The 26,581-nt window shown below is 65.3% G+C and carries 22 protein-coding genes and 1 riboswitch; of the genes, 16 read left to right on the top strand and 6 right to left on the bottom strand.

The window, feature by feature from the left end:
- Positions 1-74 precede the first annotated feature (74 nt).
- A complete protein-coding gene (locus C7401_RS00625; protein WP_112169254.1) occupies positions 75-872 on the top strand; it encodes an ABC transporter substrate-binding protein in 798 nt (265 codons plus the stop codon).
- Between the two features lie 31 nt (positions 873-903).
- Positions 904-2,148 carry an NAD(P)/FAD-dependent oxidoreductase gene (locus tag C7401_RS00620; protein ID WP_112169252.1) on the top strand — a complete coding sequence of 415 codons (1,245 nt, stop codon included), beginning with the start codon at positions 904-906 and terminating at the stop codon, positions 2,146-2,148.
- Positions 2,149-2,160: 12 nt separating this feature from the next.
- Here the strand turns inward: C7401_RS00620 and C7401_RS00615 are convergent, their stop codons facing one another.
- Positions 2,161-3,729: a DHA2 family efflux MFS transporter permease subunit gene (locus C7401_RS00615; protein ID WP_112169250.1), complete on the bottom strand. Its 1,569-nt coding sequence runs from the start codon at positions 3,727-3,729 to the stop codon at positions 2,161-2,163.
- Between the two features lie 288 nt (positions 3,730-4,017).
- Here C7401_RS00615 and C7401_RS00610 point away from each other — a divergent pair, with 288 nt between their 5' ends.
- From C7401_RS00610 to C7401_RS00600, 3 genes are all read left to right on the top strand, one after another.
- Positions 4,018-4,677 (top strand): alpha/beta hydrolase, encoded by a 660-nt coding sequence (locus C7401_RS00610; protein ID WP_112169247.1) that lies wholly within the window; start codon positions 4,018-4,020, stop codon positions 4,675-4,677.
- A 366-nt stretch (positions 4,678-5,043) separates the two neighbouring features.
- Complete coding sequence (locus C7401_RS00605; RefSeq protein WP_112169766.1) at positions 5,044-6,099, top strand: rod shape-determining protein; 1,056 nt, start codon at positions 5,044-5,046, stop codon at positions 6,097-6,099.
- 222 nt (positions 6,100-6,321) lie between these two features.
- Positions 6,322-7,107 carry an alpha/beta fold hydrolase gene (locus C7401_RS00600; RefSeq protein ID WP_112169245.1) on the top strand — a complete coding sequence of 262 codons (786 nt, stop codon included), beginning with the start codon at positions 6,322-6,324 and terminating at the stop codon, positions 7,105-7,107.
- Positions 7,108-7,227: 120 nt separating this feature from the next.
- Here C7401_RS00600 and C7401_RS00595 read toward each other — a convergent pair whose 3' ends face one another.
- Positions 7,228-7,629 carry a hypothetical protein gene (locus C7401_RS00595; RefSeq protein WP_112169243.1) on the bottom strand — a complete coding sequence of 134 codons (402 nt, stop codon included), beginning with the start codon at positions 7,627-7,629 and terminating at the stop codon, positions 7,228-7,230.
- Positions 7,630-7,997: 368 nt separating this feature from the next.
- On the opposite strand from C7401_RS00595, the gene gltA reads away from it, so the two are divergent.
- On the top strand, positions 7,998-9,299 hold the full coding sequence (gltA, locus tag C7401_RS00590) for a citrate synthase (RefSeq protein ID WP_112169241.1): 1,302 nt from the start codon (positions 7,998-8,000) through the stop codon (positions 9,297-9,299).
- A 228-nt stretch (positions 9,300-9,527) separates the two neighbouring features.
- Positions 9,528-11,807: an amylo-alpha-1,6-glucosidase gene (locus tag C7401_RS00585; protein ID WP_112169239.1), complete on the top strand. Its 2,280-nt coding sequence runs from the start codon at positions 9,528-9,530 to the stop codon at positions 11,805-11,807.
- Between the two features lie 48 nt (positions 11,808-11,855).
- Here C7401_RS00585 and C7401_RS00580 read toward each other — a convergent pair whose 3' ends face one another.
- The 3 genes from C7401_RS00580 to C7401_RS00570 form a co-directional block, all read right to left on the bottom strand.
- Positions 11,856-12,935, bottom strand: coding sequence for an asparaginase (locus tag C7401_RS00580; RefSeq protein ID WP_112169237.1), 1,080 nt, complete (start codon positions 12,933-12,935; stop codon positions 11,856-11,858).
- Positions 12,936-13,094: 159 nt separating this feature from the next.
- Entirely contained in the window at positions 13,095-14,336 is a 1,242-nt protein-coding gene (locus C7401_RS00575; RefSeq protein WP_112169235.1) for an NAD(P)/FAD-dependent oxidoreductase, read from the bottom strand.
- A gap of 71 nt (positions 14,337-14,407) precedes the next feature.
- Positions 14,408-15,352, bottom strand: a complete 945-nt coding sequence (locus C7401_RS00570) for a LysR substrate-binding domain-containing protein (protein ID WP_112169765.1) — start codon at positions 15,350-15,352, stop codon at positions 14,408-14,410.
- 166 nt (positions 15,353-15,518) lie between these two features.
- Here C7401_RS00570 and C7401_RS00565 point away from each other — a divergent pair, with 166 nt between their 5' ends.
- Entirely contained in the window at positions 15,519-16,544 is a 1,026-nt protein-coding gene (locus C7401_RS00565; protein WP_112169233.1) for a DUF1338 domain-containing protein, read from the top strand.
- 10 nt (positions 16,545-16,554) lie between these two features.
- Here the strand turns inward: C7401_RS00565 and C7401_RS00560 are convergent, their stop codons facing one another.
- Complete coding sequence (locus C7401_RS00560; RefSeq protein ID WP_112169231.1) at positions 16,555-17,187, bottom strand: helix-turn-helix domain-containing protein; 633 nt, start codon at positions 17,185-17,187, stop codon at positions 16,555-16,557.
- A gap of 535 nt (positions 17,188-17,722) precedes the next feature.
- Here C7401_RS00560 and C7401_RS00555 point away from each other — a divergent pair.
- The 8 genes from C7401_RS00555 to C7401_RS00520 all read left to right on the top strand — a co-directional run bounded on the left by C7401_RS00555 (position 17,723) and on the right by C7401_RS00520 (position 26,555).
- Entirely contained in the window at positions 17,723-18,820 is a 1,098-nt protein-coding gene (locus tag C7401_RS00555) for a branched-chain amino acid ABC transporter substrate-binding protein (RefSeq protein WP_258396808.1), read from the top strand.
- Positions 18,821-19,095: 275 nt separating this feature from the next.
- Entirely contained in the window at positions 19,096-20,595 is a 1,500-nt protein-coding gene (gene amaB / locus C7401_RS00550) for an L-piperidine-6-carboxylate dehydrogenase (RefSeq protein WP_112169227.1), read from the top strand.
- A gap of 126 nt (positions 20,596-20,721) precedes the next feature.
- On the top strand, positions 20,722-21,894 hold the full coding sequence (locus tag C7401_RS00545; RefSeq protein ID WP_112169225.1) for an NAD(P)/FAD-dependent oxidoreductase: 1,173 nt from the start codon (positions 20,722-20,724) through the stop codon (positions 21,892-21,894).
- 128 nt (positions 21,895-22,022) lie between these two features.
- A complete protein-coding gene (locus C7401_RS00540; protein ID WP_112169223.1) occupies positions 22,023-23,252 on the top strand; it encodes an aminotransferase-like domain-containing protein in 1,230 nt (409 codons plus the stop codon).
- 133 nt (positions 23,253-23,385) lie between these two features.
- Positions 23,386-23,715 carry a hypothetical protein gene (locus tag C7401_RS00535; protein ID WP_112169221.1) on the top strand — a complete coding sequence of 110 codons (330 nt, stop codon included), beginning with the start codon at positions 23,386-23,388 and terminating at the stop codon, positions 23,713-23,715.
- Positions 23,716-23,894: 179 nt separating this feature from the next.
- A riboswitch (SAM-I-IV-variant riboswitch) is annotated at positions 23,895-23,998 on the top strand.
- A gap of 42 nt (positions 23,999-24,040) precedes the next feature.
- A complete protein-coding gene (locus C7401_RS44785; RefSeq protein WP_181565464.1) occupies positions 24,041-24,376 on the top strand; it encodes a hypothetical protein in 336 nt (111 codons plus the stop codon).
- A gap of 71 nt (positions 24,377-24,447) precedes the next feature.
- Positions 24,448-25,389, top strand: coding sequence for a LysR family transcriptional regulator (locus C7401_RS00525; protein ID WP_112169219.1), 942 nt, complete (start codon positions 24,448-24,450; stop codon positions 25,387-25,389).
- Between the two features lie 176 nt (positions 25,390-25,565).
- Positions 25,566-26,555 carry a zinc-dependent alcohol dehydrogenase family protein gene (locus C7401_RS00520; RefSeq protein WP_112169217.1) on the top strand — a complete coding sequence of 330 codons (990 nt, stop codon included), beginning with the start codon at positions 25,566-25,568 and terminating at the stop codon, positions 26,553-26,555.
- The last annotated feature ends 26 nt before the right edge of the window (positions 26,556-26,581 follow it).

The raw sequence follows: 26,581 nt of genomic DNA, 5'->3' as shown, positions 1-26,581 counted from the left end.
CGGCGCTCGGGAAAGGGCGTCGCACGGGGCGCATCGCGCTTGAACTGACACTGATTACGAATTGGGTGACGACGATGAACAGGAAGATGATTCGCTTCGCGGCAGCGGCCAGCCTTGCTGGCTTCGCGGGTATGACGGCGGGCGCGGCGCACGCGCAGGATCCGAAAACGCTGCGCTTTGGCGTGGAGGCGTCCTATCCTCCGTTCGAGAGCAAGACGCCTTCGGGGGCATTGCAGGGCTTCGATATCGACATCGGCAATGCCGTGTGCCAGAAGTTGCAGATGAAGTGCGTGTGGGTCGAGAACAGCTTCGACGGGCTGATTGCCGCGCTCGAGGCGCGCAAGTTCGACGTCATCAATTCGGCGATGAACATCACCGAGAAGCGGCGTCAGCAGATCGCCTTCACGCCCGCCATCTACGTGATGCCGATCCAGATGGTCGCGAAGCGCGGCTCGGGTCTCCAGCCCACGCCCGAGAGCCTGAAGGGCAAGTCGGTTGGCGTGTTGCAAGGCTCGACCCAGGAGGACTACGTGCGCAAGCACTGGGGCACGCAGGGCGTGAACGTCGTCACCTATGAAAACCAGGACCAGATTTTCGCGGACCTCGCGGCCGGTCGTCTGGACGGCGCGGTGCAGGAAGTGCAGACCGCCACCGACGGCTTCCTCTCGAAGCCGCAGGGCAAGGGCTTCGAGTTCGCGGGCGCGCCGCTCAAGGACCCCGCCACGCTCGGCGAAGGCACCGGCTTCGGCATGCGCAAGGACGACGCGGCGCTCAAGGCCAAGGTCGTCGCGGCGATCGATTCGCTGCGCCAGGACGGTACGCTCACGAAGCTCTCGATGAAGTATTTCGGGCGCGATATCGTCGCGAAGTGATTGCGGTAATTTCGGACGGCAGAGTCAATTCATGAGCAAGAGCGCGATCGTTCTCGGCGCGGGCATCGTGGGCGTGAGCGTCGCGCTGCATTTGCAGGCGCGCGGCGTGCAGGTCACGCTCGTCGACCGGCGCGGGCCAGGCGAGGAAACGAGCCACGGCAACGCCGGGTTGATCGAGTCGTCGTCGGTGGTGCCGTATGGCTTTCCGCGTGACTGGCGCACGCTGCTGCGCCTCGTGCGCAACGACTCGACCGTGCTGCGCTACGACGTGCGCTCGCTGCCCGCCTACGCGCGTTGGCTCGCGTCGTTCTGGCGCGAGTCGTCGCCGGCGCGGCTCGCGCTCGCCGCGCGCGACATGCTGCCGCTCATCGAGCGCAGCGTGGCCGAGCACGACGCGCTGATTGCGCGCGCGGGTTTGCGCGAACTGGTGCGGCCCTCGGGCTGGCTCGAAGCGTGGCGTGCGCCCGGGCCGTTCGAGCGGGAAATGCGCACGGCGCAAGGCGTGGCCGACGCGCATGGTCTGCATGTGCGCATGTTCGACGCGCCAGGCTTGCGTGCGCTCGAACCTTCGCTTGGCGAAGGCTACGCGGGCGCGATTCACTGGATCGACCCCGCGAGCGTGGCGGACCCGGGCGGGCTCACGAAAGGCTATGCGCAACTGTTCGTGCGCGAAGGCGGCGTGATCGTGCGCGGCGACGCGTGCACGATCGCACCACAAGGCAAGGGCTGGCGCGTGCAGACCGACGATGGCCCGGTGAGCGCCGAGCTTGCGGTCGTGGCGCTCGGCCCGTGGTCGGATCTGGTCACGCGCCCGCTTGGCTACCGCGTGCCGCTCATGGTCAAGCGCGGCTATCACATGCACTACGCGAGCGAGGCGCGCGCGCCGCTCGAACGGCCGGTGGTGGATATCGAGGGCGGCTACGTGATCGCGCCGATGCGGCGCGGCCTGCGGCTCACCACGGGCGTGGAGCTTGCCACGCGCGAGCGTCCGCCCAATTACGCGCAACTCGACGCGGCGGAGCGCGAGGCGCGGCCCGTGTTCGGCCTTGGCGCGCGACTCGATGCAACGCCGTGGATGGGTCTGCGCCCCTGCACGCCCGACATGCGCCCGCTGCTCGGCCCCGCGCCGCGCCACGCGGGGTTATGGTTCGCATTCGGCCACAACCATCATGGGCTCACGCTCGGGCCGGTCACGGCGCGTCTCGTCGCCGAGCAGATCGTCGGCGAAACGCCGTTTATCGATCCCACACCGTATTTGCCCGCGCGCTTCGGTTAATGCGCGGTCGGGCTAATGCGCGCCGGCCGCGCCGCCTCCGCCGCCCCGTGTCGACTTCGTGATCCAGATAAGCGGAATGATCACGAGAAAGATGATGGCCGAGATATAGAAAATGTCGTTCAGCCCCATCATGGCGGCCTGCGTCGTGAGCTGAAAGTCGAACAGCGCGCGCGCGGACGGCTCGCTCAAATGCAGCGTTTTCTGCGTCTGGTCGATCGCCTGGACGAAAGTCGGGTTGTTGATCGAGGCCTGCTCGGTGAGCCGCGCGTGATGCAGGATCGTACGGTTGTTCCAGGCGTTCGTGGCGATCGAGGTGCCCACCGCGCCGCAGAACACGCGCACGAAGTTGGAGAGGCCCGCCGCCGCCGGCACGCGGCTCGGCGGCTGCCCCGCAAGAATGATGGCCGTGAGCGGCACGAAGAAAAGCGCCATCGGGATGCCTTGCAGCAGCGTGGGCAGCACGAGATGGAAGGTGTCGATTTCGACCACATACATCGAGCGCATGTAGAACACCCCCGCGAACAGCACGAAGGCGATCGTCGCGATGATGCGCGCGTCCGAGCGGGGCAGCAGCTTCCCCACCACGGGCGAGAGCAGCAGCGCGAAAATGCCGAGCGGCGCGGTCACGAAGCCCGCATCCACCGAGCGGTAGTTCAGATACTCCTGCATCCATTGCGGCAACAGCACGAGATTGCCGAAGAACACCGCATACGCCACGGAAATCGCGATCGTCCCGCCGAGAAAGTTACGTTGTCCGAACAAGCGTAAATCGACGATCGGATGCGCCTCGGTCAACTCCCACACGAGGAAAAACGCAAAGCTGATGAGCGCGACGATGCCAAGCGTGACGATCACGGGCGAGTTGAACCAGTCGAGGTCCTTGCCCTTGTCGAGCAGGATCTGGAGCGAGGCGACCCAGGTGATCAGCAGAGCGAGGCCCACCACGTCGATGGGCGGTTTGCGCGTGGCCGATTCGCGTTTGCGATAGATCGACCACGTCACGAACGCCGCGAAGAAACCCACCGGTATGTTGATGTAGAAGATCCACGCCCAGTTGTAGCTGTCGGTGATCCAGCCGCCGAGCGCCGGTCCCGCAATCGGCCCGACGGTCGTGGTCATTGCCCAGAAGGCGAGCGCGCTGGCCGATTTGTCCTTGGGCCAGGAGCCGAGCAGGATGGCCTGCGAGAGCGGGATCAGCGGGCCGGCCACGGCGCCCTGGAGCACCCGCGCGATCAGCAGGAAGGGCAGGCTGGGTGCGATGCCGCACAGCCAGGAGGCCAGCACGAACGAGAGGATCGAGGTGATGAACAGGCGCACCTGCCCGAAGCGCTGCGTGAGCCAGCCGGTGAGCGGAATGGAAACGGCGTTGGCCGCCGCGAACACGGTGATGACCCACGTGCCTTCGTCCACGGAAACGCCGAGGTCGCCGGAGATGGTCGGAATGGCGACGTTGGCGATCGACGTGTCGAGCACGTTCATGAAGGTCGCGAGCGAGACCGCGATGGTCCCGAGGAGCAGACTGCCTCCCTGGAGCGGAGGCGGTGGCGCGGGCGGCGCGGCTGATGCGGCGGGTTGATTCAAGCGTCTTCTCCGCTGATTCGGTTTGCGGCACAGGATACCCGCAATCGCCGCACGTCATCGCCACCCGCGAAGCATCCCCATGGGACACAGGGTCATCGGGGCTTGCGATCGGCTTTCGCAGCCCGGTTCGCCGCCCGGTTTGTCACTTTGACGCTTTACCTAACAGCGGGAAATTGACTCTTTCATTCACATCGCGCGCGGCGAGCGTATCCTTGCGCCTGTCTCGCGCCGCGCAAAATGCGCGCGCTCAACACACAATCCGGTTACACCCACAGGGGAGGCCCGACCATGAGCTGGGAAGCATTTGATGGAGGCTGGCGCCTGGCGCCCGCAGATGGCGCGGCGCGCGCGCTGGTCGTGCTGCTGCACGGCGTGGGCAGCAACGCCCAGGACCTGACGCCGCTCGCCGACGTGTGGCGCGATGCGCTGCCGGGCGTCGCGTTCGCGTCGCTCGACGGCAGCGAGCCGTTCGATGGCGGCTTTGGCGGCCGCCAATGGTTCAGTCTGCGCGATATTAGCGAGACGAACCGCGAGGCGCGCGTGGTGGCGGCCTCGCAGGTTTTCGAGCGACGGCTCGAAGCCGAACTTGCGCACTGGGGACTCGGCCACGACGCGCTCGCGCTCGTCGGCTTTTCGCAGGGCTCCATCATGTCGCTTTACCACGCGGCCACACAGGCGTCGGGTGCGGCGGCCGTGGTGGCGTACGCGGGCCGTCTCGTGACGCCCGTGGTTGCGAAGAGCCACACGGTGCTCACGCTCGTGCACGGCGAGGACGACGAGGTGATTGCGGCGAGCGAACTCGAGCGCGCCGCCGCCGCGTTCAGCGACGCCGGCTTTGCCGTCACCGCCTTCGCGTTGCCGGGCGTGGGTCACACGATCACGCCGCAGGGTGTCATGCTCGGGCGCGACGCCCTGGTGCGCGCGCTCGCGCGCGAATCCAACGGCTAACGCACGCTGGTGCGAACGCCGGGCCGCCACTGGCCCGGCGATTCAATACAAGTTTCCGACCCCGTTATGTGCGCCCATTCAAATTCATATAAATCGGTATAAGCGACACATCGCCGGGTTCGAAACTGTCTTATTTCGGCCATTTTTGCCGATTATCCTATGCAGTTATTTTTGGCGCGGCTAAAGTTCGCGCCGGTCGCGGCCGTTAACACGGGGAGTCGTCGCGACCCTTTGCTTTGCGGGCCGCGTTGGCCCGTTCCGCCCGGCGCGCGGTCAGTTCGCGCAGCCTGGACGAGGCCGCCATCGGGAATGCCCTCCGGCGGCGCTTCGCCAGCCGGGCAGCTCAAAACCGCACACCAGACCAATATGGCCCGAGCCAAGCCGCATTCCATTTTTTCCAAAAGGCTGTTCCGCCAGGACATGGCGCTCGATCTTGGCACGGCCAACACGCTGATCTATACCGCCGACGAAGGCATCGTGCTCAATCAGCCCTCCGTGGTCTGTTTCGAGCGCCGCGCCGGCGCGGGTGAGACGACGGTGGCCGCCGTGGGCCGCGAGGCGAAGGATCTGCTCGGCCGCACGCCCGTCAATCTGGAAACCGTGCGTCCGCTTTCGCACGGCGTGATCGCCAACTTCTCCGCCGCCGAGCACATGATGCGCCGCTTCGTGGCGATGGCGCAGCCGCGCCGTTTGCTCGGGCGGCGCGCGGCGTTCACGGTGTGCGTGCCGGCGGCCGCGACCCGGGTCGAACGCCGGGCGATTCGCGAGGCGGCCTTCGCGGCCGGGGCGGCAAGCGTGAACCTGATCGGCGAGTCGCTCGCCTCGGCGCTCGGCGCGGGCCTGGCCGTGAATTCGGCAACGGGCTCGATGGTCGTGGACATTGGCGGCGGCACGACGGAAGTGGGCATCGTCGCCCTGGGCGGCGTGGCGTGCAGCGGCTCGGTGCGCGTGGGCGGCGAGCAGTTCGACCGCGCCATCGTCGATCACGTGCGTGCGCTCTACGGCGTCGTGCTCGGCGAGCAGACCGCCGAGCACGTGAAGAAGACGATAGGTTGCGCGCTGTACGGCGAGCCTGTCGAACGCATGCGCGCCACCGGGCGCAGCATGGAGGACGGCCTGCCGCGCACCATCGAGATCACGAGCCACGACGTGGCCGACGCGCTGGCCGCGCCGTTGCGCGAGGTGATCGGCGTGGTGCGCCACGTGCTCGAAACGGCGCCGCCCGAACTCGTCACCGATATCGCCGATACCGGCATCGTGCTGACGGGCGGCGGTTCGCTGCTCAGCCGCCTTGACCAATGCCTCGCGGCCGAACTGGGCGTGAACGTGCGCGTGGCCGACGAGCCGCTCACCTGCGCGGTGCGCGGCGCGGGCGCGGCGTCTTCGCTCATTAGCGAGCACGCGTTCGAAACGGTCGAATAAGGCGCGGGCGGGCGGTGACGGCGCGGGTTCGCCCGCTTGTTCGCCCTGTGCCTTGCGCGCCGCCGTGGGACAATACGCCACTTTGCCGGCGTGCGCCGCCGTGGCAGGGGCTTCCCGCCGCCGCAGCGCGCCGCCCGTTCGTTGCCTCCACATCATCCAGCCGTGAATCCAGCCGCATTTCCCGCCCCCGGAACGTTCGTCGAACTGCCCGGCGGCCTGCCCATGCCCTATGTCGAACGGGGCGAGGGCGAACTCCTTCTCTTCGTGCACGGGTCGCTGTGCGACTACCGTTACTGGCAGCCACAGCTCGCGGGTCTCGCGCAGCACTACCGCTGCGTTTCCGTGAGCCTCACGCACTACTGGCCCGCTGGCGACGCCGCGCGCGGCCAGCCCTTTAGCTGGCGGCGTCACGCCGACGAACTGGCCGCGTTCATCGACGGCTTCGGCGCGGGTCCGGCGCACGTGATCGGCCATTCGCGCGGCGGCCTTGTCTCGTTCCAGTTCGCGCGGCGGCATCCGGGCCACGTGCGCACGCTCACGCTCGCCGATCCCGGCGGGCCCGTGCAGCAACCCGGTCAAACGCTCGCCACCCTGCCGGAGACCGTCAATGCGCTGCGCGCCCGCGCCGTGGCGCTGATCGAATCCGGCGAGGTGGATGCGGGGCTGGAATTATTCGTCGATTCGGTGAGCCGACCCGGCTTCTGGGCGAAGAGCACGCACGCGTTCCGCCGCATGGCGACCGACAACGCGCACACCCTCGGCCCGCAGTTTCAGGACACGTTGCCCGCGTACACGCGTGAGGACGCGGCCGAAGTGACTTGCCCCGTGCTGCTGATCGACGGGGCGTTGAGCCCGGAGATGTTCCACCGTGCGGTGGCGGCGCTCGAAGCGTGGCTGCCCGACGCACGGCGCGCGAGCGTGGAGGGCGCGTCGCACGGCATGAATCTCGCGCGGCCCGCCGCGTTCAACGAGTTGATCGACCGGTTCGTGAGCTGGCACGGGCGCTAAGAAAGCGCTGAAAAAGGGCACAAAAAAAGTGCAGAAACGCCAACGGCGGCCGCGTGCATCGAGTCACGCGGCCGCCGTTGCTTTGGCTGCGGGATGTTTCGTATCCCGAACGATTGGCGCTTATTCGCGGCCGTGCGCGTGCGCGTCGAGCTTGTGCTCCGCGGCTTCGCCCACGAGGCCCGCATAGTAGAGATGCACGCCGATCGCGAGCGAATCGTTGCGGATTTCGTGGAAGGCCTTCCATGCCTTCACGGGGTCCTTGAACACGAGGTAGTGCGCTTCCTGCGAAACGAGCCGCGCTACCTGATGCAGACCATGACCGTGCAGTGCGTCCACGAGGGCGTCGAGGCTGCGGTGCGTGCGCGCGTCGGTGCGCGGATACAGCATGTGCAGCACAGCGACGCGTTCGCTCGCGAGCGCCGCAGAGAGCGCGACCACGATGTCCTGATGATTGAGTGCTGTGACGACGGCGCCCTCTGCGAGCTCGTCTTCTGCGAACAGGGTGTCAATCGAGATGTTCATCCGTTGCTTCCTTACGTTTTGCTTTAAGCGCGTGTGGCCAAGAAAAAAGACCCGCCGATGATGGCGGGTCGAACTACAGCATGCAAGGACAATTAGGGGAAGTCATCGCATGTCAAGCAGTATCGCAGAGCTGGACTGCGACATGTTGCGCTGCAAAAGCAAAATATTGTTGCAGGAATCGATGTTAAGGAAGCCGCAAGCTTTGAGTGTTGCTGGCTCGAAGAGGGATTGTTGCTGCCTGCGCTATCAATCGATGCTGCGCTGCGACGTAGAATGCGACGAGCGGTCGCAGCAATGCCTGCCCGGACGAATGGGCCCCTGGCGTGGCTGCCTCCTGTCGCGAAGTGACAGCAATCCAAGGACACACAATGATCGATTCGAAGACACACGCCACGCTCACGATCCCCGGCCACGCTGAAGGCGTTGAACTGCCGGTCTACCAGGGCACCACGGGCCCGGACGTGATCGATATCCGCAAGCTGTACGGCCAGACCGGCATGTTCACGTACGACCCGGGCTTCATGTCCACGGCGGCGTGCAACTCGGCGATCACCTATATCGACGGCGACAAGGGCGAGCTGCTGTACCGCGGCTACCCGATCGACAACCTCGCGCAAAACGCCGACTTCCTCGAAAGCTGCTACCTGCTGCTCAAGGGCGAACTGCCCACGCAGCAGCAGAAGGACGAATTCGTGGCCTCGGTGAAGAACCACACGATGGTTCACGAGCAGATGCACTTCTTTTTCCGGGGGTTCCGCCGTGACGCGCATCCGATGGCGATTCTGGTGGCGGCGGTCGGCGCGCTGTCCGCGTTCTACCACGACTCGCTCGACATCAACGATCCGAAGCATCGTGAAGTGTCGGCGATCCGCATGATCGCGAAGCTGCCGACGCTCGTCGCCATGGCGTACAAATACACGGTCGGCCAGCCGTTCGTGTATCCGCAGAACGACCTCTCGTACAGCGCGAACTTCATGCGCATGATGTTCTCGACGCCCAGCGAAGAGTACAAGGTCAACGACGTGCTCGTGCGCGCACTCGACCGCATCCTCATCCTGCACGCCGACCACGAGCAGAACGCTTCGACCTCGACGGTTCGTCTGGCTGGCTCGTCAGGCGCGAACCCGTTCGCGTGTATCGCGGCCGGCATCGCATGTCTGTGGGGTCCGGCGCACGGCGGCGCGAACGAAGCCGCGCTGAACATGCTCGAAGAAATCGGCTCGGTGGATAACATTCCCGAGTTCATCAAGCAGGTGAAGGACAAGAACTCGGGCGTGAAGCTGATGGGCTTCGGCCACCGCGTGTACAAGAACTACGACCCGCGCGCGAAGCTCATGCGCGAGACGTGTTACGAAGTGCTCAACGAACTCGGCCTGCACGACGATCCGCTCTTCAAGCTCGCCATGCAGCTCGAAAAGATCGCGCTGGAAGACGAATACTTCGTGTCGCGCAAGCTCTACCCGAACGTCGACTTCTACTCGGGCATCGTGCAGCGCGCGCTGGGCATCCCGACCGCGATGTTCACCTGTATCTTCGCGATGGCGCGTACGGTGGGCTGGATCGCGCAATGGAACGAGATGATCGCCGACCCCGAGCAGAAGATCGGCCGTCCGCGTCAGCTCTTCATCGGCGAAGCGCCGCGCGTGGCCAAGCCGATCGCGCAGCGCTAATGCTCTCGCGGCGCGCCGTCAGGCGCGCGCCGTAAGCGCATCGCATGCCTTGCCTTCACGGGCGCCCGCACGTTTTACCGTGCCGGCGCCCGCAATTTTTTCCGCGCACGTTCCTTGCATGCGGCCGCAGAAAGCCGCGCATTGATTCCCTCCATGCGCGCCGAAGCCACTACAATCAAGCGGAAGCGAACCGTACCGTAACCCGTTGCACGGCATTGGAGGCACGCAATGCAGGATCCTGAAACACTCGGTGGCGTCACGCGCTCAAGCGGCGTGGATCATCCTGTTCAAGACGCACGAGAAACCGACGGTGCGTTCATCGCGCCCGAAACCCCCGAAGTCGCAAGCGCCGACCAGCATGTGCTGAAGTCGGGCGGCACCTTTATCGTCAACGATCCGCTCGGCGACATCACCGGCGTCGACGACGGTCTCTTCGTCAACGACACGCGCGTGCTCTCGTCGCTGCGTTTGACCTTCGGCGGGCGCGTGCCCTCGCTGCTCTCGGGCAGCGTGAGCAGCGACAACGCCGTGTTCACGGCCCACCTCACCAATCGTCCGCTGCCGCCGCTCGGCGGCACCACCACGCCCGAAGGCGTGATTCACGTGCAGCGCGAGCGCGTGCTCTCGGGCACGATGATGACCGAGGCCATCGAACTCACGAACTATGGCACCGAAGACGCCGTGGTGCCGCTTTCCATTTCGTTCGCGAGCGACTTCCGCGACATGTTCGAAGTGCGCGGCCTGAAGCGCGAAAAGCGCGGCACGCTCATGCCGCCGCGCGTGGAAGACGGCGAGGTGCGGCTCGAATACATCGGCCTCGACAAGGTCGCGCGGCGCGTGCGGATCGAATTCTCGCCCACGCCGAGCAAGCTGCTCGCCGATCGCGCCGACTTCACCGTGGACCTGCCCGCGCAGGCCTGCGTCTCGATCTACCTCACGGTGGCGATCGAAGTCGAGGCGCTGCCCGGCGCCGCGCCCGGCACGCAAAGCGCGGGCATCTTCCAGCCGCCTCATTGCCTCGCGAACTCGGCGGAACAGCGCGTGGGCCGCGCGGCCGTGCGCGCCGCGCTGGTCGACTCGCACATCGTGATGCGCGAACGCCGCCGTGCGGCCGCGCGCCTGCGTTCGAGCAATCCGCTCTTCAACGCGTGGATCAACCGCTCGATCGCCGACCTGGGCCTGCTCACCACTGACTTGCCGACCGGCCCGTACCCGTACGCGGGCATTCCGTGGTTCTCCACGCCGTTTGGCCGCGACGCGGTGATTACCTCGCTGCAAACGCTGTGGCTCACGCCCGCGCTCGCGCGCGGCGTGCTGCGTTTTCTCGCCGAGCATCAGGCGCGCGAGGACTCGGCGTTTCGCGACGCGGCGGTCGGCAAGATCATGCACGAAATGCGCAAGAGCGAAATGGCGGCCACGGGCGAGGTACCGTTCGCGCTCTACTACGGCGGGGTGGACACCACGCCGCTCTTCGTCGTGCTGGCGGGCGCCTATGTGGAACGCACGGGCGATGTTTCGCTGATCGACGAGTTGTGGCCGGCGCTCGAGCGCGCGGCGGCCTGGGTCGCGGGTGTGTGCGACCGCAACCAACTCGGTTTGCTCGACTACCGGCGCGAATCGGAAGGCGGCCTCGCGAACCAGGGCTGGAAAGACAGCCACGACTCGGTGTTCCATGCGGACGGCCGCTTCCCCGACGGCCCGATCGCGCTTGTCGAAGTGCAGGCGTATGCGAGCGCCGCGTTCGAGACGATGTCGCGCTTCGCCACGCATCGCGGTCTCGTCGAAGACGCGGCGCGCTATGCCGCGCGCGCCTCGAAGATCCGCCGTTGCGTGGAGGAGAAGTTCTGGATGCCGGAGTCGGAGTTCTACGGCATTGCGCTCGACGGCCACGGCGAGTTGTGCCGCGTGCTGGCGTCGAATGCGGGGCATCTGCTCGCGTTCGGGCTGCCTCAGGAGGAACGCGGCCGCGCCGTGGCGGAAGTGCTCGAATCGGCGCTCTTCCACACGGGCTGGGGCGTGCGCACGCTCGCGGCGGGTCAGGCGCGTTTCAACCCCATGGCGTACCACAACGGCTCGGTCTGGCCGCACGACAACGCGCTGTGCGCGCGCGGTCTTGCACGCTATGGCCGCAAGGCGGCGGCGGTGCGGCTCTTGCAGGCGCTGTTCGAGGCCGCCGTGACGTTCGACATGCGTCTGCCCGAACTCTTCTGCGGCTTTCCGCGCCGGCGCGGCGAGCCGCCGACCGCGTACCCGGTGGCCTGTCTGCCGCAAGCCTGGGCCGCGGGCTCGCCGTTCATGATGCTCGAAGCGTGTCTTGGCGTGACGATCGACGCGGCGCGCAACGAGGTGCGTGTCGAGCAGCCCATGTTGCCCGAAGGCATCGACTGGCTGGAGGTGGGCGATCTGCGCGTGGGCAAGAATACGGTGACGCTCATGTTCCGCCGCGTGGACGGCAAGGTCGTGGCATCAGCCGATCGCAGCGACGTGAAGGTGGTGGCGTTGCTGTGAGCGTTGTGTTGGCGCGGGCTTTCGCGGCCCGCGCCGCCACCGCCATGCTCATTGGCGCGTCGGGTGATCGACGCGTTTGAGTGCAAACTGCGGCGAGACAAAGCCCGTTTCGACACCCATCGTATTGACGATGCGCGGGGCGTCGAATTTGCTTAGTTGTGCAAGCTGTTGCGCCGTGCCGATGCCCAGTTGCCTGAGCACTTCCACGACGATCGCGTAGAGCACGGTCTGATCGCCGTCCTCGACTTTCACCGCGATACCTAGCGCGGGCCCGCCCGTATGCGCGGCAGTCGCGCTGCTCGCGCGGACGCCGATCGCATAGCTGCCCGCCGCGCCCACCTTGCCGACGAGCGCACCTTCGAACGCGCGCATGAGCATCGTGCAAAAACGGCCTTCTCCCGCCACCAGTTCCGGATACGACGTCATCGCGCGATAGATGCGGGCGAGTGCCTGCGTGCGGGCGTCGGCGGAAGTGCCTGCGTGATCCTGCGCGGCGGCGAGCTTGACGAAGAGTCGCGCAAGCCGTTCGAGCGCGAAGGCGGGCGTGGGCAGATTGCAACCGTCGACGGCCCATTCGACATCCGTTTCGGCGAGGTCGCAGGCTTGCGCCACGATGCGCTTCACATGCTGCTGCAAGGGATGCGACGGCAGATGGTAATCGGCCAGCGCCGCGCCGATGGAACGCGCGCCGGCCAGCATGCCCGCGTGCTTGCCCGAGCAGTTGCTGCACACCGCGCCCGGCGTGAAGTCGCGCTTGATCCACGCCTTGTACACGGCGTCGGAGAGTGGCGCGTGTCCGCCGCAGCGCAGGTCCGCTTCGGTCGCGGATACCTTGGCGAGCATCGCGCGCGTGCGCTCGATATGGCGATCCTCGCTGCTGTGCGAGGCGCACATGAGCGCGAGATCGGCCTCGTCGAAGCCGAAGCGTTCGAGCGCGCCCGTCTCGACCACGGCGAGCGCCTGCGCGGGCTTGGCGGCCGAGCGCACGAGCGTCATGCGCTGCGGGTTGCCGAGCGCGTAGAGCAGTCGGCCCTGAGCGTCGACCACGGCGATATGGGCGGCATGTGTGGTTTCGATTGCGCCGCCGCGCAGCACGTTTACGGCGGGTTGGGTGGCGTTCGTCGTCATCGTGGGTGTGCCTCTTCGCGTTGGTTGGGCCGCATTGCCTCGCTGCTATGTGTGCGTTGCACGGCCGATGAGCGATTCTAATCCGCGCGGCGGGCTGTCAATGCGGGATGTCAAGCGCGCCGTGGCGGGTGCGGTTTTGACCGGACGTTGGCCTGCGCCTCAAAACCGGTCGATGCGAAACGGCGTGAGATCGACGGCGGGCTGCTGGCGAGCGATCAATTGCGCGACGAGTTCGCCGGTGAGCGGGCCGAGCGTGAGTCCCAGGTGCTGATGGCCCGTGGCCACGAAAACGTTACGCGCGCCACGCATCTCGCCGATCATCGGCAGGTAGTCGGGCAGCGTCGGGCGCTCGCCGTACCAGCGCTTCGCGATGCGCGGTGCGGGCTCGCCAGGAAAGAGCGTCTGAAATTGTGTGGCGAGCAGGTCGGCGCGACGCCAGTCCGGCGCGCCGCGCGCGCCGAGTTCGACGGTCCCCGCAAGACGAATGCCTTGCTCCATCGGGTTGCAGGTGAAGCCGCGCTCGACGAAGCTCACGGGCACGCGCAAGTGATCGCGTGACGGCGCGGCTAGCTGCACGTGGTAGCCACGCTCGTTCGTGAGCGGAATGCTGGCGCCGAGTTGCTGCGCCAGTTCGTCGCTGCGTGAGCCCGCTGCGATCAGCACCTTGTCCGCGATGTGGGTTTGCCCGTCGAGCGTCACGGTAATCCGGCCGTCGGGCAGGGGGCGCAGCGCCTGCACCGCGCCGCTCGTGAAACTCGCACCCGCCGCAAGCGCGGCGTCGAAAATGCGCTCGACCACCCGTTGCGGATTCGTGACGGACGCCATGCCCGGAAAATAGCGTGCGTGGCTCATATGCGGCGTGAGCGCCGGCAGATAGTCGCGGCGCACCTGAGCGGCCGTGAGCGTCTCATAGCGCACGTCGTGCCGGTCGAGCAATTCGAGCTGCGCGCGTTCCGTTGCGGGCGCAACGGGTTGCTCGAACACGTAGAGCGAACCGATATCGCGAAAGAGCCCGGCGCCGATATGGCCGTCCAGCAGACGCCGCCAGGCTTGCGCCGCGACGGTGACGAGGCTCGCGAGTGCGCGCGTGTTGCGCCGAAAGCGCGGTTCTTGCGCTTGCGCGACGAACTCCAGCAGCCACGGCGCCATGCGCGGCAGGCTGCGCTTGTGCAGGCGCAGCGGGCTGTCCGCGCGCAGCAGCATGCGGGGCAGGCCGGCGAGCGTTTCCGGGCTCGCGAGGGGCGCGACATGGTCGACGGCGATCAGTCCCGCGTTGCCGAACGAACATCCTGTGCCGGGCGGCGCGCTGTCGACGATACGCACGCGCATGCCGCGTTGCGTGAGTTCAAGCGCGGACGCAGTGCCGATGATGCCCGCGCCTATGACGACCACGTCTTCCATGTCAGTCTCGCGACGAAAGAGGTTGTTTCGTCCGATGCTAACCGAAATATTTCCTATAAGAAACTTTTTTCTTATCGTGTATTCTTGCGGTGTGAGCCGTGCGCGTCGTGCTGGGTGCGCTGCGTACTGTAGGCGCTGGCCTGGTCGAGCAGCCACGCGCGGAACTGCTCCAGCGGTTTGCCGTGACTGAGCTCCGTGGGGTAGACGAAGTAGTAGCCGCCGTCCGCAACCGACGCCGTATCGAACGCAATGACGATGCCGAGCCGTTCGAGCTGGCCTTCGACAAAGAACTTTGGCACGAGCGCCACGCCGAGGCCCGCTGCCGCCGCCGCGATCAGCATGGTGTGAAGTTCGTAGCGCACGCCGTGCATGGTGGCGTTGTCCGCCACGCCGAGATCGTCGAACCAGCGTGTCCAGGCGTCCGGGCGCGTGGTGGAGTGCAGGAGCGGGTAGGCGAGCAGTTCATGCGCCTTCTTGATGGGGCGCGTGAGCAGCGAAGGCGCGCAGACTGGCACGACTTCCTCGCCGAACAGGTAGTCGGCCGAGGTGCCGGGCCAGGTGGGCTTGCCGTAGTGGATCGCGGCTTCGAAGTGCGATTCCTCGAACGAGAAGGTGTCGGTGCGCACGCCCATGTTCACGCGCACGTCGGGCGTGCGGTCGTAGAAGTCCTTGAGGCGCGGGATCAGCCACTCGGAGGCGAAGGTCGGGAGCACGGCGAGTTCGAGATACCCGCCGCCGCTGCCGTGCGCAATGATGGAGAGCGTGTCGCGATCGAGATTTTCCAGCGCGCGCCGGACCTGCGTGCTGTACAGCCGCCCCGCGCGCGTGAGCACGACCCGTTGTTTGGCGCGCACGAACAGGCGCACGCCGAGATTCGATTCGAGCGTGGCGATCTGGCGCGACACCGCGCTTTCGGTGAGGAACAGTTCTTTCGCAGCGTGCGTGAAGCTCTCGTGGCGCGCGGCGGCTTCGAAGGCAGTAAGCGCACCGATGTTCGGGATCTTGAATTTGCGCATGATCATTCCATAAACTCATCAAGTAACAATTTAATCTCGCTTTACGCGGCATGCAACCGTCCGAATAATGCGTTTCACGTATGTTTACGTACGGCCGGCCCGAACAGGAAGGTCGGCGTCCCCACTGTTGGCCGCCTGATGGCGGCTGTGCCCATGAGATCTGGTGATGCGCAATTCGAACGTAGAACGCCTGTTGTCGGCGCTGCTCGGCCCTGAGAAAACCGAAGCCCTTTTTTCGACGCTCAACTTCCCGTCGATCCTTGAAGACTGGGAGGACGGCACGGTCACGCGCGCCGAACTCGCGCAGGCGATGAACATGGCGTTGTTCGAAGACCTGCTGGAGCGCTCGCCCAACGGGCGCATCTACACGAACGACGCGCTCGCGCGCGGCGGTGCGGTCTACTTCGATCACGGCGCGCTGCGCACGGTGCGATGGCCGCATAACGGCGCGCTGCCGCCCGGCGAGGCGGCGTTCACGCGCATCCTGCGTCCGCTCGGCTTTCGCCTGAACGGCCGCTATCCGCTGGACAAGCTGGGCATGACGGGCCGCGCCTACGCCCACGAAGACGCACCCGACGAGATCGCACAGTTCTTCGTGAGCGAGCTACACCCGGAGCGTTTCTCGGCCGCGTTCCAGCAGGCGGTGACCAACGTGGTGGGCGCTTCGAAAGATCCGCTCACGCCGCTCGCGATTGCACAACTCTCCGAACTCGAACGCGACGGTTCGCTGCCTCTCGACGCGGCGCTTGCGCTGCTGCCGGTGATCGTTGGTGCGTTCGCACGCCAGCACGACGCGCCCTCTGTTTCGGACTACGAGACGTTGTTGCGTGAGTCGGCGGAGATGGCATGGATCTCGACGGAAGGCAACGCGTTCAATCACGCGACCGACCGCGTGGACGACGTGTTCAAGCTTTCCGACGAGGAGAAGGAAAAGGGCCGCCCGATGAAGCCCGAGGTCGAACGCTCGCGCTCGGGCCGCGTGTTTCAGACCGCCTACCGCGCGGACACCGTGGAGCGCGAGTTCCGCACGGCCGACGGCGAGCGCGTGACGCGCCAGGTGCCGGGATCGTTCTACGAGTTCATTACGCGCAAGCGCGAGTTCGATCAGGCTTCGCGCCGCTGGCAGACCGATCTGCGCTTCGACGCGGGCAATGCCACGGGCATTTTCAAAATGACGGCCAACGCCGCCTGATCGCGCGCGATCAGATGCCGGGCGCGCCGGTGTCGCTGTCGTGCGCGGCCGGGTGGGGTTCGTTGATGAGCCAGAGGACTTCCGCGTCCTCTTCGCTCGTCGACACGGCTGCGTGACCGGTGCGGCTGTCGAAATAGAGGCTGTCGCCCGCTTCGAGCTGGGTGGGCGCGTAAAGCTCGGAGTAGAGACAGACCGAGCCGCTCAGCACGAAGAGAAATTCTTCGCCTTCATGCCGGCCCCATTCGGTGAACTCGTCCAGCGAGTGCGCCGTGACGCGAATGCGAAACGGATACATCGACTTGTGCGCGAGCTCCGTTGCCAGCAGCTCCATCTGATAGCAGCCTGCCGAATGCCGCTGTCCGCCGCCCTTGCGGGTGAGCGCGCGGCGTCCGCTTGCGCGCGGCCGGGGCGCCGAGCCGAACAGTTCGCCAAGGTCGATCTTCAGACCGTGGACGATTTTTTGCAGCACGTCGAACGTGGGCGACATGACGCCGTTTTCCACCTTCGAGAGCGTGGAGCGCGACACGCCGCACACGCGGCTGGCGGCCTCCAGCGTGTAGTCGAGCTTCAGCCGGGCCGCCTTCACGCGCTTGCCCAGCTCCGCCGAGGCGTTCTCCGCAGGCTTCAGGGATGGGGTTTCCATTCGGGGACTCGGGAATGTTCGTATCGTACTCTGTGTTTCCGATCATAACATTTCAGTGTCGAGCGGCGCTCCTGGTTTTTTCGTTGAATTTGCATAGCATGACTAAATAAATTTCCAGCCGGGAAATTGATGATTTCTTGCGCGAATCCAGGCGGAACAAGGCGCTCACCACGTGCGTACCGGGACACTCATCAGGTCGAGGCATAGCGCATATTCCGGCGCAATCGGGTATCCCCCAATGCTGGCGGGGCGGCGCGATCCTTCGTGTGCATCCCCCACGCAGGCGGGCTTGATGAGAAAAGCGCATCACGTGGTGATTAGATTTCGTTTGATGCGGGGCGATCGGCTGCTGACAATCGGCTCACGTTTTGCCCTTGCGCTGCCTTGCAGGGCGTGGCGCGAGACGAATCCTGTGTGCCGAAGGTCCGCGCGACCGTTCGCGCGCATCACGTGCCGACTTCAGTTACCGAAGGAATATCGCATGCGTCCCCGTTTCCTCGCTTCTCGTCATGGCTGCGCCATCGCAGCGTCGTTGATGTTGGTTGCCGGCGCCGCGAGCGCGCAGGAAGTGGTCGTGAAGATCGGCGTGGCCAGTCCGCTCACGGGCGGCGGCGCGGCCTATGGCAAGGACATCGAGAACGGCGTGCGCCTGGCCGTCGACGAGGCCAACGCCACGCATCCCGTCATTGGCGGCAAGCCGGTCAAGTTCGTGATCGACTCGCAGGACGACCAGAGCGACCCGCGCATCGGCGTGCAGGTCGCGCAGCAACTCGCGGACGACCATGTGGCGGTTGTGATCGGCCACTTCAATTCGGGCACCACGCTGCCGGCCTCGAAGATCTACGCGAAGGCGGGCATTCCGATGATCACGCCGGCCGCGACCAATCCGGCCATCACGCAGGGCGGCTTCCCGACGATCTATCGCGTGATTGCAACCGACTCGCAAAACGCCGGCAACGCGGGCCACTATGCGGCGACCGTGACGAAGGCGAAGCGCATCGCGATCATCGACGACCGCACGGCCTTCGGGCAGGGCGAGGCCGACGAGTTCGAAAAGGCGGTGAAGGCGGCGGGCGGCACGATCGTCGCGCGCGAGTTCACGAATGACAAGGCGGTGGATTTCAGCGCGCAGCTTACGAGCATCAAGCGCACGAGTCCCGACCTCGTGTTCTTCGGCGGCCTCGACGCGCAGGCGGCCATGCTCGTCAAGCGCATGCGCCAGCTCGGCCTGAAGGCGCAATTTCTCGCGGGCGGCGGCGTGATGGACGCGAACTTCATCAAGCTCGCCGGCGACTCGGCCGATGGCGCCTCGGTGTGGGAGTACGGCCAGCCGCTCGCCACGCTCCCCAAGGGCCGCGATTTCGAGGCGAAGTTCAAGCAGAAGTTCGGCATCGACATGCTCGCCTACGCGCCGTTCGCCTATGACGCCACCTGGGTCGCCATCACGGCGATGCAAAAGGCGGGCTCGGCCAATCCGGCCCAGTTCAACGCCGCGCTCAAGGGCACGGACTACGACGGCATCACGGGCAAGATCGCGTTCAACGCGGCAGGCGACCTCAAGAGCCCCAGTTCGACGCTGTACCAGGTCAAGAAGGTGGCATGGGTGCCCGTGACCACGCGTACCGCCGATTGAGAGCAGCCTGATCGACCGCCATCGCGCAGTCACGCCGCAGTGACCTTCGAGGGCGCCGCATCTTGCGGCGCCCGATGCTTTGTTTCCAATAGGAAATGAACGGCCGCCGGATGAGGCGGATTCGTGCCTGCGCCGTAGCGGAAAGCGGCCGTGGAACGATCCATGCGGCATGTCGAAATTCCCGTGGATTTTCGTGTTGTCGCCACAAATTTGCGCGTGTATAGTTTCCTAAAGTAGCAATGTTTCGTATCGGAAATTTTTAAGGGATTGTACCTATGAAAGCCTCCACCATCCTCTCGGATCTCGGTATTTCCCAGCTCGCGGAAGCGGGCGACATCGCCGTGCATTCGCCGATCAACGGCGAACTGATCGGCCGCGTCGCGAGCCAGTCGGCGGCCGACGTCGACGCCGCGCTCGCGAAGGCCCAGGAGGCGTTCAAGACGTGGCGCAACGTGCCTGCGCCGCGCCGCGGTGAACTCGTGCGTCTGCTCGGCAACAAGCTGCGCGAACAGAAGCGCGCGCTCGGCAGCCTCGTCACGCTGGAAACCGGCAAGATTTTCCAGGAAGGCCTGGGCGAAGTGCAGGAAATGATCGACATCTGTGACTTTGCCGTGGGTCTTTCGCGTCAGCTCTACGGTCTCACGATCGCTTCGGAGCGCCCCGGCCACCGCATGGCCGAAACGTGGCATCCGATGGGCGTGTGCACCGTCATTTCCGCCTTCAATTTTCCGGTGGCCGTGTGGTCGTGGAACGCCGCGCTCGCGCTCGTGTGCGGCAACGCCGTCGTCTGGAAGCCCTCGGAAAAGACACCGCTCACCGCACTCGCCGTCAACAAGCTCCTGCAAGATGTGCTCAAGGAGTTCGGCGACGCGCCGGAAGGTCTCACGAGTCTCGTGATCGGCGGCCGCGAAGTGGGTGCGAAGCTGGTGGCGGACCCGCGCTCGAGCATCGTGAGCGCAACGGGCAGCACGGAAATGGGCCGCACGGTGGGTGTGGAAGTCGCGCGCCGCTTTGGCCGCTCGCTCCTCGAACTGGGCGGCAACAATGCGGGCATTGTTTCGGCGACCGCCGATCTCGAACTCGCGCTGCGCGGCATTCTGTTCTCGGCCGTGGGCACGGCGGGGCAGCGCTGCACGTCGCTGCGCCGCCTGTTCGTGCACGAAAGCGTGTACGACAAAGCCGTCGAACGCCTCAAGACGCTCTACGGCAAGGTGGCGATCGGCAACCCGCTCGAACAGGGCACGCTGATGGGGCCGCTCATCGACGAGCAGTCGTTCGCGCGCATGCAATCGGCGCTTGAGCAGGCGAAGCGCGAAGGCGGCAAGGTGTTCGGCGGCGAGCGCCACGCGGTGGCCGGCAACGAAAAGGGCTTTTACGTGTGCCCGGCAATCGTCGAGATGCCGTCGCAAACCGAAGTTGTCCTGAAGGAAACGTTCGCGCCCATTCTTTACGTGCTCAAGTACAGCGACTTCAACGACGCCATCGAGGCGAACAACGCCGCGCATCACGGTCTTTCCTCGTGCGTGTTCACGACCGACCTGCGCGAGAGCGAGCGTTTCCTTTCGGCCTCGGGCAGCGACTGCGGCATTGCCAACGTGAACATCGGGCCGAGCGGCGCGGAGATCGGCGGTGCGTTCGGCGGCGAGAAGGAGACCGGCGGCGGGCGCGAATCGGGCTCCGACGCATGGAAGGCTTATATGCGCCGCGCGACCAACACGGTCAACTACTCGTCGGCGCTGCCGCTCGCGCAGGGCATCGACTTCAACGTCGAGTAAGCGCGCTCGAACAGCACGCGAAGGAACGCCTGTGAAGGCGGGGCGGCCGGGCGCACTGCGCGCCCGGTCGTGGATCGATTCGCGCTATGAAAGCGCGTCGCAGTGATCTGCAATCTGGAGCCAGTCGTGAGTTCTCAAGTCGTTATCGTTGGCGGCGGGGCAATCGGGAGTTCTATCGCCTACTTTCTGCGCGCCGCGGATCCAACCGTTGCCGTCACCGTTTTCGAGCGTGATCCGAGCTACGCGCGCTCATCGTCGGCGCTCTCCGCGGCGTCGATCCGGCAGCAATTTTCCACGCCGCTCTCGATCCAGATGTCGCTCTTCGGCATCGAGTTTCTGCGCTCGATCGGCGAGCGGCTTCAGGTGGACGGCAACCGGCCGTCGATCGATCTGCATGAAGGCGGCTATCTGTTTCTCGCCACGGCAGCGGGTGAGGCGACGCTGCGCGAGAACCACGCGTTGCAGACGAGTCTTGGCGCGGACATCGAACTGATGTCGAGCGACGCGCTGCGCGCGAAGTTTCCCTGGCTCAACGTCGACGACCTCGCGAGCGGCGCCTACGGACGCAGCGGCGAAGGCTGGTTCGACGGCTATGGCCTCGTGCAGGCGTTGCGCAAGAAGGCCCAGTCGCTCGGCGTGCGCTATGTCGCCGCCGACGTCACGGGCGTGGTGCGCAACGGCCGCAAGGTCACGCACGTGATCGCGAGCGACGGCGAACGCCATGCATGCGACACGCTCGTGAATGCCGCCGGCGCGTGGGCGCGCAAGCTTGCAGAAATGATGGACATCGACATACCCGTCCGTGCGCGCCGCCGCAGCATCTTCAATGTGTCTTCGCCCGCGCGGCTGAGCCACTGTCCGCTATTGATCGATCCCTCGGGCGTGTACTTTCGCCCGGAGGGCAATACCTATATCACCGGAACGTCGCCGGGCCCCGAGAACGATCCCGACGATCTGCCGCTCGACGAAGTGGATCACGCCATTTTCGACGAGGTGATCTGGCCCACGCTGGCAAACCGCGTGCCGGGTTTCGAGGCGTTGCGCGTGGAGAACTGCTGGTCCGGTTATTACGAGTACAACGTGCTGGACCAGAACGCCATCATCGGTTATCACCCCTCCATCGACAATTGCGTGTTCGCCAATGGCTTCAGCGGCCACGGTTTGCAGCAGGGACCGGCGACGGGGCGGGGTGTGAGCGAGTTGATCCTGCATGGCCGTTACACCACGCTCGACCTTTCCTCGCTCGACTGGTCGCGCGTGCTCGAAAATCGTCCTATCGTCGAGAAGAACGTGGTGTGAAGCCGCCCGCGCGCGCGGGGCTTGATGAGCAATCCGCATGATGTCGTGATTAGATTTCGTTTGATGCGCGCGCGCCGGCTGACCACAATCGAGGCTTGACTGCTGATCCGCTACGGGCCATTCACGACATGTACGATTTCACTGAACCCTTTCGGCATCCTGCCGGTTCTCCGATTCGCGAGCTTTTCAAGTACCTGGGAGAACCAGGCATGATTTCGTTCGCGGGCGGCTATCCGGCCAGCGACCTGTTCGACACCGACGGGTTGCAGGCGGCCGCGGCGCAGGCATGGCAGGTGTCCACGCGCTGCCTGCAATACGGCCCGACCGACGGCTTGCCCGAACTCAAGACGCAGTTGCTCGCGCTGATGGCGCGCCGTGGCGTGACCTGCACGGCCGAGGAAATGCTCGTCACGACCGGGTCGCAGCAAGGTCTCGACCTGTTGCTGCGCATCCTGCTTGCGCCGGGCGACACGGCTGTGACGGAGCAGCCCGCTTATCCGGCTACGCTGCAAGCGCTCCGGCTCCAGCAGGCGAATATCGTCACGGTGCCGGTGGACGGCGACGGCATCGACGTCGGCGTGCTCGCGGCGCGTCTCGACTCGGGCGCCATCGCGCGGCCGAAACTGCTCTACACCGTGCCGACCTTCGCGAATCCCACCGGCGCCACGTTCACGCGCGAGCGGCGTCTCGCGTTGTTGCGCCTCGCCGTGCAATACCGCTTCGTGATCGTGGAAGACGACCCGTACGGCGATCTGCGTTTCGCGGGCGCCGCGGTGCCGTCCATGCTCGCGCTGGCGAGCGAAGTGGAAGGGGCGCGCGACTGGGTCGTGCATTTTTCGAGTCTGTCGAAGGTCGTTGCGCCCGGCCTGCGCGTGGGCTGGACGATTGCGCCGCCCGAAATCGCGCGGCGTTGCGTGATTGCCAAGCAGACCGTCGATTTGTGCAGCACGCCGTGGACGCAGGCCATCGCGGCGCACTATCTGGCGGCGGGCTCGCTGGAGCGGCATCTTCCGCGCATTGCGCAGGCGTATCGCGGCAAGTGCGAGGCGTTGTGCGACGGCTTGCGCGCGCAATTCGGCGACGCTATCGCGTTTCATCAGCCCGAAGGCGGCATGTTCGTGTGGGCGCGCATTCCCGGTGTGGCGATTGACGCGCTGTTGCCGAACGCGATCACGAGCAAGGTGATCTTCGTGCCCGGCAAGGCGTTTTTCGCCGACAATGCGGACCCCGCGTCGCTGCGTCTTTCGTTTGCCGCGCCGAACGTGGACGAGATACGCGAAGGCGTCGCGCGCTTGCAGCATGCGACGCATGCCACGCGTACGACGAGCAAGGCGAGCGCCGCCTCGGTCAGCGCCTGAACGGTTGGGGCGGGGCCGGTCCGCTACGCGAGCCGCACGTGGCCGCCGACGCGCAATTGGTCAGAATGGGCGCGCAAGATGCGTCCACTCAGGTAGGATGAGTGCACCACGCACACGACCGCCGAGGTCACTCATGAACTGGTCCACTCACGACCCGCTGGATGCCGCCACCGAGGCGCTCTCGACGCTGGCCGAATATCTGGAGCGCTCGCTCGACAGCGGCAAGAGCCTGATCCTCGTGCGCTCGCAAAGCGACAAGAGCGAGGTCTACCTTGGCGACGCCGGCGAGCCCCAGGCGGACTGGCAACGGTGCGGCGTGGTTCGGAACGCCGTGGTGAGCGCGATTCTGGAAGCCACGCGCTCGGGGCACAACGAACTGGATATCGGCGGCCAGACCTACCGCTTCGTTCGAACGTTCACACAGGTGGAGAACCACGGGGCCGTCGTCATTTCGGCTTCGTAGGTCTGTGGGGTTCGAGTAGGGGCCATATCGGGTGATGCCGGCCTTTGGAGGCCCGGCTGGTTCTTTGGCTCCGTTGTTGGGTTCAAACCAGTTGAAGCCAGGCTCGCCGGGCTTCTTGTTCGATCGCGAAATTTCGGTATAATGGACCGAAGTTCGAGATGTCGAACGAAGTATCAGAAGTCATGCATCCAGAGTCGGACTGTCCGACGCCAACCTGCCCGCCCGGGCAAGGTGGACGCCTTTGAGGCGATGCGGCCGATTGACGGCAACGAAACGGGAGCGGCATAGCTGGCACCGGTTCGAAAAACATTCATCCGGAGCGACTATGCGCCAAGATACCTCTGCCACTTCCCCCGCAGTCTGCGAAGACTGGTCGCACGTCCTCCCTGGCTTCACGTTGACGCATACGGTTCACCTGGTATCGGGATTGAATCTGGGTGTCGTCTCGACAGCCGCCGCTGTACTCGAAAGCGAAACCGCCGCCGTCGACCGTTGGGCCGTCACCCGCTGCGGCGACGTGCTCGAACAGAAAATCGTGCTCAGCGACATGACGGAAGGCCAGGCGGTTCGCCTGCGCGAACAGCTAGCCGCACTCGACGGCGTGTTGCGCACGAGGATGGAACATCATTTCGTGCGAGCCGGTTCGGCAAACCTGGCTTAACGGGGATTGTTGCAGCGACGTTCAACAATGGAGCGATATCATGTTCACCTGATTCCGCTCCTGGAGAACGCATGGAACTGCTGCAAGCAATGAAGGTTTTCAGCGCGGTGGCGAAGCTGGGAAGCTTCACGAACGCGGCGGAAGTGCTTCAGGTTGGGCGCCCGCACGTCACGCGTTACGTCCAGGAGCTCGAGGCCGCGCTTGGCGTGAGGCTCTTTCAGCGGACGACTCGCAGCGTGAAGCTCACGGCGGAGGGCGAGCAGTTCTACGCGCGCACCGAGGAAATTCTCGCCGGTATCGACGATGCAACCACGATGTTCAGCCAATCGAGCGAGGCAATGCGCGGGCGGTTGCGCGTCGATCTGCCTGCTGCGCTGTCCCAGCAGAAATTCCTCGACCGCCTGCACGCGTTCAGTCATCAATATCCCGGCCTCGATCTCGTACTCGGGGTGACCGACCGCACGGTCGATCTGGTGGCCGAAGGTGTCGATTGCGTCCTGAGAATCGGCGACCTGCCGGATTCGAGTCTGGTCGGCAGGCGGGTAGGCGCGGCGGTCATGGTGATGTGCGCTTCCCCGTCGTATCTGGCCGAACACGGTACGCCGGCGTCCTTGTCGGATCTCGCGGCACACAAGGGCATCCATTTTCTTTCGGGCCACGACAACCGGCCGCTCGCCTGGCGCTTTCTCGAAGACGGCCAGGAGCAGACCGCCGCCTGTAGCGTGAGCATCAGCGTGAACGAGTCGAACGCCTACGTGCGTTGCGGCGTCGCCGGATTCGGGCTGATCCAGGTGCCGGGAATTCTGGTGGAGCGGCAACTCGCAGAGGGCGCGCTGGTGGAGGTGCTGGCGCCTTACCGGCCAACGCCGTGGCCCGTTTCGCTGCTGTATCCCAGCCGCCAGTATGTCTCGCCTCGCGTGAGGCTTTTCTCCCAATGGCTCATCGATGAACTCGTCTCGCTAGACGAGACGTGGTTCGTGCCCTGGCACCGCGCGGCCGGGAAACCGGAATAGGCGCGACGAGACGAATGTGCGGTGGCGTGCCCGTCAGGGGAATTGTTGCCCTGCGAGGAAACAGTCAGTTGCTCGTGAATTCATTTATCCGCGCCTGTCGCAGGCCTAAAGTGCCAGTCACCAGCCCGTTGCCGACGCACCGGCAGCGAAGTTCACGACGCACTTGAGGTCCAGACATGTCCAAGGTAGTTCGCTTTCATCAAATCGGCGGCCCCGAGGTGCTCCAGTTCGACGACGTCGAAGTGGCCGCGCCCCAGGCGGGAGAAGTTCAGATCCGGGTCAAGGCTCTGGGTATCAACCGCGCCGAGGTCATGTACCGCACCGGCCAATACGTGATCGACCCCGTGTTTCCTGCGAAGCTCGGCTATGAGGCTTCCGGCGAAGTCATCGCGGTCGGCGCGGGCGCCAATGCGTTTTCCGTCGGTGACGCGGTCAGCGTCATTCCGGCGTTCTCATTCGCCGAGTACGGCATGTACGGCGAAGTGGTGAACGCCCCGGTTCATGCCGTCGCAAGGAATCCGGCCGGCGTCACCCACGAAGAGGCCGCTGCCACCTGGATGATGTTCGTCACGGCGTACGGCGCGCTGATCAACTACGGCAAGTTGAATAGCGGGGACACCGTGGTCATTGGCGCTGCGACCAGCAGTGTGGGGATGGCGGCAATCCAGGTCGCGAAAATGGTGGGAGCCCGGACCATCGCCCTCACGCGAAGCAAGGAGAAGGAGCGCACCTTGCGAGAAGTCGGTGCCGACCACGTGTTGCTCGGCGACGATCCGAACCTCACCGACGCAATCCTGCGAGCGACGGATTCCAGCGGCGCGCGCGTGGTGTTCGACCCGGTCGGCGGCCCGAACGCGCGAAACATCATCCGGGCGATGTCCCATGACGGTATCTACTACCAATATGGCGCGCTCGATTCGCGGGATATTCCCGTGCCCGTCATGGAAATCCTGACGAAGCACATCGTTATTCAAGGCTACGAACTATTCGAAATCACGACGGACCCGAACAAGCTCGAGCAGGCCAAGGCGTTCATTTCGGAAGGGCTGGCTTCGAAAGCGTTGCGACCGGTTATCGACCGGGTATTTCGATTCGACGACATTGCCGAGGCGCATCGTTACATGGAAGCCGGCAACCAGATCGGCAAGATCGTCGTCGCGCTTTGAATATCACCACGCTCACACCGTCAATG

The sequence above is a fragment of the Paraburkholderia unamae genome (genome assembly GCF_003268775.1).
Lineage (GTDB): Bacteria > Pseudomonadota > Gammaproteobacteria > Burkholderiales > Burkholderiaceae > Paraburkholderia > Paraburkholderia unamae.
The sequence above is the reverse complement of the archived record's forward strand: the minus strand, read 5'-3'. Positions and strand labels throughout refer to the sequence as shown.